This window comes from Micromonospora sp. SL1-18, from assembly GCF_047921505.1.
Lineage (GTDB): Bacteria > Actinomycetota > Actinomycetes > Mycobacteriales > Micromonosporaceae > Micromonospora.
Window position 1 is genome coordinate 1 of the sequence record NZ_JBLROA010000119.1, and the last position, 8,658, is coordinate 8,658.

At 74.2% G+C, this 8,658-nt stretch carries 9 protein-coding genes and 1 pseudogene; 1 reads left to right on the forward strand and 9 read right to left on the reverse strand.

The annotated features are described in order from the left end of the window. The 4 genes and pseudogenes from ACNAW0_RS29205 to ACNAW0_RS29220 form a co-directional block, all read right to left on the reverse strand. Positions 1-1,320 (reverse strand): annotated as a pseudogene (locus tag ACNAW0_RS29205) (hypothetical protein); the annotation flags it as partial. Between the two features lie 239 nt (positions 1,321-1,559). Beyond that, positions 1,560-2,564 carry a glycine betaine ABC transporter substrate-binding protein gene (locus ACNAW0_RS29210; RefSeq protein WP_416291258.1) on the reverse strand — a complete coding sequence of 335 codons (1,005 nt, stop codon included), beginning with the start codon at positions 2,562-2,564 and terminating at the stop codon, positions 1,560-1,562. Between the two features lie 308 nt (positions 2,565-2,872). Further along, positions 2,873-3,595, reverse strand: a complete 723-nt coding sequence (locus ACNAW0_RS29215) for an ABC transporter permease (protein ID WP_416291259.1) — start codon at positions 3,593-3,595, stop codon at positions 2,873-2,875. A gap of 16 nt (positions 3,596-3,611) precedes the next feature. Then, positions 3,612-4,298, reverse strand: coding sequence for an ABC transporter permease (locus tag ACNAW0_RS29220; RefSeq protein ID WP_416291260.1), 687 nt, complete (start codon positions 4,296-4,298; stop codon positions 3,612-3,614). A gap of 2 nt (positions 4,299-4,300) precedes the next feature. Here ACNAW0_RS29220 and ACNAW0_RS29225 point away from each other — a divergent pair, with 2 nt between their 5' ends. Further along, entirely contained in the window at positions 4,301-5,296 is a 996-nt protein-coding gene (locus ACNAW0_RS29225) for an ABC transporter ATP-binding protein (protein ID WP_416291261.1), read from the forward strand. Between the two features lie 81 nt (positions 5,297-5,377). Here ACNAW0_RS29225 and ACNAW0_RS29230 read toward each other — a convergent pair whose 3' ends face one another. From ACNAW0_RS29230 to folB, 5 genes are all read right to left on the reverse strand, one after another. Then, on the reverse strand, positions 5,378-5,686 hold the full coding sequence (locus tag ACNAW0_RS29230) for a hypothetical protein (RefSeq protein ID WP_416291262.1): 309 nt from the start codon (positions 5,684-5,686) through the stop codon (positions 5,378-5,380). A 165-nt stretch (positions 5,687-5,851) separates the two neighbouring features. Beyond that, complete coding sequence (locus tag ACNAW0_RS29235) at positions 5,852-7,072, reverse strand: ABC transporter permease (protein WP_416291263.1); 1,221 nt, start codon at positions 7,070-7,072, stop codon at positions 5,852-5,854. A gap of 125 nt (positions 7,073-7,197) precedes the next feature. Continuing rightward, complete coding sequence (locus ACNAW0_RS29240) at positions 7,198-7,686, reverse strand: DUF3180 domain-containing protein (RefSeq protein WP_416291264.1); 489 nt, start codon at positions 7,684-7,686, stop codon at positions 7,198-7,200. A gap of 55 nt (positions 7,687-7,741) precedes the next feature. Next, positions 7,742-8,269: a 2-amino-4-hydroxy-6-hydroxymethyldihydropteridine diphosphokinase gene (folK, locus tag ACNAW0_RS29245; RefSeq protein WP_416291265.1), complete on the reverse strand. Its 528-nt coding sequence runs from the start codon at positions 8,267-8,269 to the stop codon at positions 7,742-7,744. Then, the gene (folB, locus tag ACNAW0_RS29250) at positions 8,266-8,625 is read right to left on the reverse strand and encodes a dihydroneopterin aldolase (RefSeq protein WP_416291267.1); all 360 of its coding nucleotides are present in this window, start codon (positions 8,623-8,625) and stop codon (positions 8,266-8,268) included. The genes folK and folB overlap by 4 nt, the downstream gene beginning before the upstream one ends. Between the last annotated feature and the right edge of the window lie 33 nt (positions 8,626-8,658).

The window sequence follows — 8,658 nt, forward strand, 5'->3', positions numbered from 1 at the left end:
GCCCTCGCCAGCTTGGTTCCGCCCGTGGTGCCAGGCCGCCCGGCCGGCGCGGGAACCCTCGTCGCGGGACCCGTCCGGGTCCGCCGACCAGGCCCGGTCGTCCCGGCTGGCCGTCTGCCCCCGCTCGTCGGCCGACCCCTCCGACGTCGCCGGCCAGGAACGCGGGTCGGCCGGACCGGTCGACCAGGAACTGTTCTCGGCCCGCCCCGGGGTCCATCGGCGATCGTCGCCGGATGATCCCCCATCACCGTCCCGGACGGTGCCCGTCGCCGCGTGTTCGCCCGGGCGGAACAGCTCATCCCGGGGCGCCCGCTCATCCCGGGACGCCCGCTCAAGCCGAGGCGGCCGTGGGCCCGGTGGGGCCGACTCGCCGTCCGGCCCCGACCAGGAGCCGCCGGCCCACTGTCCACCAGGGGCGGGCCGCGCGTACTCGCCGCCGGACCGGCTGCGGTCGTCCGCCGCCTCCCGGTGCCCGGACCGGGGGTGCCCGTCCGCATCCACACCGCTCCCCGGCCGCTCCTCGGGCGCCCGGGACCAGCGGCCGGCGTATCCGCCGTGGCCGGTGCCGGCCACCGGGTCGGCACTCCCGTCCATGATGGTGTGTCGGGTGACGTGCACGGTCTCGGTGTGGTGCACCACCCCGGCCGGGCGGGGTTCCGGCCGGACGTCCGCCTGTGCTGTACGCGGGGTGCCGTAGACGCCGGGCTGCGGGAGGTCGGCACCGTAGCGGGTGTCGGGCTGCGGGCGGCGGGGCGATTCGTCCCCCTCCCGGCCGAAGGGCTGCCCCTCGCCGGTCGGAGCCGCCTCCGGGGCGGCACGGCGATGATCGGGCCGTCCCTCGTCGTACGTCTCGGCGGAGGGAACCCGGGCGCGGGCAGCGGCCGGCTCCTCCGCGGCCGGCGCGGTGCCGCCCGCGATGGCGGCCATCCCAGCGGCTGCGGCATCCAACCGGCGGCGCAGCGCGGTGACCGTCTCCTGCGTACGTTGTGCCTGGTCGAGCGCCTGGTTGCCCCGCTGCGCGGCGGCCACGATCTCGCCGCGCAGCTCGTGGCGGAGCCGCTCGATCTCGCCGCGCACCTCGTGGCGGAACTGCTCGGCATCGCCGCCGGCCGCTCCGTCACCGCTGTTGGCAGGCAGCGCGATGGACAGGCCGATCAACACCACAGCGAGAATCGTCAGCACCCCGCCGATCCGCAGCGCACCGCTGCCGTCGGCGGCCAGGAGGATCAACGCGGCCAGCGACGCAAGCCCCACACCGATCCAGCGCAGGACGGTCGGCAAGGGGGTGTGCTTCTTGATGGGGGCGACCGGGGCGGGCATGGGTGAGCAGCGTACCGAGAGTTGTCCCGGTATGGAACGGGCCGCAGGCTTCGAGGTGACCGGCGGTGAAGGCTTTCCCGCGCCAGGTTCCGGCCGAGCCGGTCGCCGACGGACCGGCGGGGTCCGTCGGCGACCGTTCCGGATCACTGCCCGGCATCAGACGCCCCGAGCCGGAGCGGTCGTACGACTGTTCCGGGTCACGACGCAGCGTCAGGTCGTGCCGAGCGGGCATGGTCCGGTCAGCTCGCGGCGAGCGCCGCGTCGGAGGACAACACCAGGCCGACGCTGGCCGCGCCGGTCTTCAGCGCGTTCTTGGTCTGCGGGCCACCTGCGTCCAGCGAGCTGAACGAGCCGGCCTTGAAGTCGTAGACCTGGACCAGACCGGCCTGGCACTTCGCCCGCTGTGGGCACTCCGGCGGGCCGGCCAGCACCGTCGCCTGGCCCGAGCACTTGGCGGCCAGGTCGGAGAGCGTGGCGACCTGGTACTTGTCGGCGAACGCCTTGGTGACCGCGAAGGCGTTCTGGTCCTGGGCCTGCGACGGCTGGCCGAAGGTGATGCCGACCTTGTCGCCCGCGGCCTTCAGCGCGCCGATCGTCTTGTCCAGCTCCGGCGAGGAGACGGGCTCGGCGTCCTTGCCGTTGGCCTTGGTGTTGAGGAACTCGGCCATGGTGGCCGCGTACTCGGGGACGACCTGGATCTCGCCCTTCTCCAGGGCCGGCTCGTAGAGCTCGCGGCTGCCGATGGTCTGCACCTTGACCTGGTAGCCGCCGGCGGTGAGCACGATCTTGTAGAGCTCGGCGATGATCTCGCTCTCGGTGAAGTTGGCCGCGCCGACGGTCACCGCGCCGCCCGGGCCCTTCTCGATCCCTCCGGTGAGCCCGTTGGCGTCGGCGAACTCCTGCGCCGCCACCTTGGACGTCTTGCGATCGACGTCGACCATTCTGTTCAGCTCGATCAGCTTCGCGGTGTCGAGCGCCGCCGAGACCTTGTCCAGCGCGGCGACGAGCTGCGGGGCGGCCGCCTTCGCGTTGATCGCGGGAAGGACGTTGTCGGTGTTCTGGAGCTTCTTGTCGTCGGTGAGCACGACCAGCTTGTCACCCGCGACCGGGGCACAGCCGGCCCCGGAGGCGCCCTGCGCGGGGGCCTCGGTGCCGGAGGAGCCGGCGTCGCCACAGCCGGTGAGCAGACCCGCCGCGGTGAGGACGCCGAGCGCCCCGACGGCCAGGTGTGTACGCGCGCGCATCTGTGCCCGCCTTCCGTGTCCCGGCGCGACCCGCTGGGGCCGGCCGCGTGTCCGACGGGCGATCCGGTCGGCCGCCCGCTTCGTCTGTCGGGCGACCGCTCCGCCGCCCGCGACTCCAGCCAATATCTTCCGGGCCGGACCGACAAATTCCGAGCCGATATCGTCACCGGATCGTCACCGGACGTCGATTCGCCCGGTTCGTCGGCGGGGCACGATGCCGTCTTCGCGCTGTTCGGCCGGTTCAGGGCCCGCCAGGGCGTCGGCCGCACGCCGGTTCGCCGCCCGCCGGACGCGCCGCAGCGGCCGGTTCAGGTACCCGCCAGGGCGTCGGCCGCACGCCCGTTCGCCGCCCGCCGGGCGCGCCGCAGCGGACGCGGGGTGGCCACCCGTTCCAGCAGCGCCAGCACCCCTTCGACCAGCAGGGCCAGCCCGGCGACCAGCACGCCGCCGGCGATGACCTGCCCGCCCCCGGCCGCGATGTCCAGCCCGAAGCCCGCCCGGATGATCTGCCCCAGCCCGCCACCGTTGACGAAGGAGGCCAGGGCGGCGGTGGCGACCACCTGCACCGCGGCGGTACGGAAGCCGGCGGCCAGGTACGGCACGGCCAACGGCAGTTCCACCCGGCGCAGCACCTGCCCGCCGGAGAGGCCCATGCCACGCGCCGCGTCCCGGGCCTCCGGGTCGGCCTGCCGCACCCCGGTGTACGCGTTGGCCAGCAGCGGCGGCACCGCGAACACCGCGAGCGCGACCACCACCGCCGGCCGGCCGAAGCCGAGGAAGGTCAGCGGCAGGATGGTCAGCAGCGCCAGGGTCGGGACGGCGAGGGTGACGTTGGAGACCAGCAGCACCAGCCCGCCGCCCCGGCCGGTGTGCCCGAGCCACAGCCCGATCGGCCAGGCTGCCAGGCAGCCCAGCAGCACCGCCAGCGCGGACATACCCAGGTGCTCGCCGAGCCGGTCCAGGATGCCGCCCGGATTCGTCCAGTTCAGCGGGTCGTTCAGCCAGATGACGGCTTCTCCGATGTGGTTCACGCTGCCGGCCTTTCGTTCACGACGCGCGCCCGCGCAGCCAGGGCGTCAGCAGCCGACCCACCCCGGCCAGCACCAGGTCCAGCACCAGGGCCAGCAGCACGCAGAGCACCGTGCCGGTCATGATCTCGGCCTTGTAGAAGTTGTTCTGGAAGCCGGCGAAGATGATCTGGCCCAGGCCGCCCCGGCCGATCACCACCCCGACGGTGACCAGGGCCACCGTGGAGACGGTGGCCAGCCGGAGGCCGGTGAGGATGCCGGGCAGAGCCAGCGGCAGTTCGATCCGCAACAGGCGGGCCCAGCGGCCGTACCCCATCCCCTCGGCGGCCTCCCGGACCTCGGACGGCACCTGTTGCAGCCCGGCGAGCGCGTTGCGCACGATGACCAGCAACGCGTACAACACCACCACGGTCAGCACCGTCACCGCTCCGATACCCAGAGTCGGGCCGAGGAACGCGAACAGGGCCAGCGACGGGATCGTGTAAAGCACCCCGGACACCGCCAGGATCGGCCCGGCCAGCGAACGGAACCAGTACGCGGCCACCGCCAACGGCAACGCCACCAGCGCGGCGATCAGCACGGCCCGGGCGGAAAGCCAGGCGTGCTCGCGCAGCGCGGCCAGGATCGTGTCAGAGTTGTCCCGCACGTACTGCCAGGAGAACCACGGGTTACCCGGCGCTGTCCGGTGACTCAGGTGGAGGGACACGCGTGAACGTTACCCCGGGAGCCACCGCCGGACGCGGCGCAGCATCGATCACACTTGAGGGCATCCGCAAGCGATACCCCGACGGGACGGAGGCGGTGCGGGAGCTGAGCCTGGAGGTGAAGGCCGGCGAACTGATGGTGCTGATCGGCCCGTCGGGCTGCGGCAAGTCGACCGTGCTCCGCATGATCAACCGGCTGATCGAGCCGACCGACGGCCGGATCCTGCTCGGGGACGACGACGTCACCCGGGTCGACCCGGTGGCGCTGCGCCGCCGCATCGGGTACGTCATCCAGAACGTCGGCCTCTTCCCGCACCAGACGGTGGCTGCCAACGTGGCCACCGTGCCCGGTCTGCTCCGCTGGCCGCGGCAGCGGACCCGGGAGCGGGTGGACGAGCTGCTGGAGCTGGTCGGGCTCGACCCGGGACAGTTCGGCCGCCGCTACCCGCATGAACTCTCCGGCGGCCAGCGGCAGCGGGTCGGGGTGGCCCGGGCGCTCGCCGCAGACCCGGTGGTGCTGCTGATGGACGAGCCGTTCTCGGCCGTCGACCCGATCGTGCGGACCCGGCTGCAGGAGGAGTTCCTCCGGCTCCAGGCCGAGGTCCGCAAGACCATCGTGCTGGTCACCCACGACCTCGACGAGGCGGTCCGGCTGGGCGACCGGATCGCGGTGCTCTCCGAGGGCGGCCGGCTGGAGCAGTACGACGTGCCAGCCGCCCTGCTCGGGTCGCCCGCCTCGCCGTTCGTGCGCGAGTTCGTCGGAACCGACCGGGGCATCCGCCGGCTGGCCGTCACCCCGGTCACCCGCGAGGTGCTCGAACCGCTCCCGGCCGGCGACACGGGCGGCCTGCCGGCGGTGCCGCTGGGCGGTTCGGCGTACGACGCGCTGGGCGCGCTGCTCACCTCGGCGACCGAGCACGCCGTGGTCACCGAGGACGGGCGACCGGTCGGGGCGCTCAGCCGGTCCCGGCTGCTCGGCCTGGGCGTCTCGGCGGACTGACCGGCGTCGCCGGCCGGTGACGAACACGGGCCGCCGGCGGCTCAGGCGCGACCGCCCTGGGCCGGCGGACGGCCAGCCGGGTCAGTGCTTCATCAGGTAGTCGATGAAGGCGGCCCGCAGCAGCGGGGCGGCCTCCTCGTAGCCGTGGCCGGTCAACTCGCGCCAGAGGGCATTCGCCTCGTCGACGATCGGCCCGACCGAGTTGGGGGCGCCGTCCAGGGCGGCGGCCTCGTCCGCGTTGGGCAGGTGCCGCAGCACCGACCAGAAGAACCCGACGTCGCGGCGCTCCCGCGCCAGGGCGAAGGCCTGCTCGCGCAACTCCTCGGTGGAGAGCTTGTCGAGCTCGTCGAAGTTGCGGCGGCCGGACCCGGTGGCAGGAGTTTCGGTCATGCCGCCGAGCCTAACCGGCGAGATCAGGTTCGGCCCACCGGACGCATCCCGGTCGCGACGCCCCGCCCAGCCGCAGCGGATCGGGCTCGCCGCGCAGGCCGGCCCGCCCCGGGGGCGCGGCTCCGCGGGCTCGCCGCGCGGACCGACCCCGCCCTGGGCCGCCGATCAGCGGTCGTCGGCGTCCCAACGGCGCGGCTCGCTCTTCCAGCGCGGGGCCTCCCACACGTCGACGGTGGTGTCGGTGGTCCGCACCGGCAGCACCGACGGCCAGGCGTCGGCCGGCTCCGGCGGCCGGGTCAGCGTCCAGCCGGTGCTGATGGTGCCGTCGCCGGACGGCCCCACCTCCACGTCGACCCCAGCCGAACGCGGCCGGCCGAACATCTCGACCAGCCGGGTGACCAGCAGCCCGACGCCGAGCGCGGCACCGCCGACGGCCCACGGGCTGATCGTCCAGCCCCGAGCCCTGGCCCAGGCCACGAAGACCGCCACCAGGCTGACCGCGAACAGCGTGCCGAAGATCCCGCCACGCCGGCCGTACGCGCTCGTGCCGGCGAGCATCGCGGTACCGACCGCGAGCACCGACCAGTTCAGCCCGGAGCCCGGCGTGACCGGACCGCTCCGGTTCGCCGCGAGGAGCACCCCGCCGAGCATGGCCAGGACGGTGGAGCCGGTCAGGGCCAGCGCGGTCACCGTCGCGGCGACGCCGCCCCGCCGACGGGCCGGATCGGCGACCGGCCGGAATCGCCCGACCAGCCGCCGGATCGGCCGCATGGCGCCGAAGAGCCCGCCGAGGACGGCCACCGCGGCGAAGCCGACGAAGAAATAGACGGCGTTGGGCCGGGGGTCGTAGCCGCCCTGGACCAGCACCGGGCCGGTACGCCGTTCGATGTACACGATGACGCCCGCCGCGCCGGCCAAACTCGCCGCCCAGCTGGGCACGTGCAGCACCACCACCGCCAGGGCCAGCGCCAGCCCGCCGAGCGCCGCCACCCCCAGCGTCGGGACCAGCACCTCCCAGAGGCCCCGGTCGCCCTGCTCAGCGAAGTGCAGCGCGGCGGCCAACGCGACCGGGCCGATCGCCAGATTCACCGCGGCCACGCGCAGGCTCAGCCCGGCGGCGAGAGCGAGCAGCCCGAACCCGGCCGCGTCGACCAGGAGCGACCGGAGGCCGTCCCCGCGCAGCGCGTCCGCATCGTCCCGCCAGAGCAGCCAGACCACCGCGGCCAGCCCGGCCAGCAGCAGGAACTCCCAGACCACGTGGACGACGACCTGGTCCCGGCCGGGCTCGCCGTGCCACGGGTCGTCGAAGACGTTCTCCAGCACGGCCGCCGGCACACCCGACGACGACTCCGCCGGCGCGCCCCGGCCCGTTTCGTCGTACCCCATGCGCCGCGCCTCCCACGTCGCCGGCCATCCAGGGTCCGACGCGCGGGCGGACTGACCGGCGGCGGCCGTTGCTCTCCGGTCGCCAGGGACGGTACCTGCGGGCCGGGGTGGTGGGAACCCCCGGATCAGCGCTGGCCGGGCCGGCTCTCCCGGTCGCCGCGTTCGCGATCCTCGTCGTCCTTCTGCTCGGGCACCCGGCAGGACCGTTCCAGCCAGAGCGCAGCGGCGACCAGTGCGAGCGAGGCGAGCGTCCCGGCCACACCGGCCGGCCGGTCACCGACGGCGGCGTTCGTGTGCTCGATGAAGAGCCAGCCGGTCAGGCCGGCGTAGAAGCCGGCGAAGATGGCTCCGGCCAGCGCGGAGGCCTTGGCCAGCACCACGAACCGGGCGACCAGCAGTGGGTTGAGCGGCTCCCGCCCGGGGCGGCCCTCGATCTTGCCGCGGGTGTTGACCGCCGCGTAGCCCTCCAGCACGGCCAGGCCCGCCAGCGTGATCACCGGCAGCCAGGGCAGACTGGGCGCCACCTCGTAGTAGAAGCTGCTGATCAGCAGCCAGGCCACCGCCGCGGCGGCCAGGGCGGCCACCACCAGCGTGGAGATCCGGGTCGGACCCATCCGAAAACGGTCGGGGTCACGCGGGGACTGCGTCATGCCGTCCGCCTCCACTGGGTCATGCGTCCGACTCTAACGCCAGATCCGGCCGAGGGCTCAGTTCCAGGGCGTCGGAGGCCAACGGCTCGGCGGTGAGCAGGTCGGTCAGCCAGCCGTACCCGGGCAGCCGGCCGTGCGGCTCGATGTCGATCCACGGCCGCAGCACGAAGGCCCGCAGGTGGGCGCGGGGATGCGGGAGGGCCAGCGCGGGGTCGTCGCTGAGCACCGGCTGCCCGGCCTCGTCCCATACCGCGATGACGTCGACGTCGAGGGTGCGCGGCCCGTACCGGCGCTCCGGGTCGCGGGTCCGCCCGGCCGCCGCCTCGACGGCGCGGGCCCGGCCCAGCCAGTCGCGCGGGCCGGCCGCCGGGTCCGCGACCATCACCGCGGCGTTCAGGTACGTGGGCTGCTCGGCGTCCCCCCACGGTGGAGTCTCGTAGACCCCGGAGACCACCAGCACCGCGTCGCCGAGCGCGGCCACCGCAGCGCGCAGATGGGCGATCCGGTCGCCGAGGTTGCTGCCGATCGACAGCACGGCCCGGGTCATCGGGTACGCCGCATCGTCACGGCCACGTCCCGGAAGCTGTGCGGGATCGGGGCCTCGGGCTTGTGCACGGTGACCGTGGCGGCGGCGACGAGCGGCTCGGCCAGGCAGACCGCGAGCAGCCGGTCGGCAAGCGTCTCGATCAGGTTGACCGGCTCACCGGTGATCACCGCGACCAGCTTCTCGGCCAGTTCGCCGTAGTGCACGGTGTCGGTCACCTCGTCCGAACGCGCGGCCGGGGCGAGGTCGAGTTCGAGCACCGCGTCCACCACGAACTCCTGCCCCTGGGCGCGCTCGAAGTCGTAGACCCCGTGCCGGCCGTGCGCGCGCAGGCCGGTCAGCTCGATTCGGTCGGTCACCGTGCCACCTTCGTTCGCGACTGCGGGGCTCGC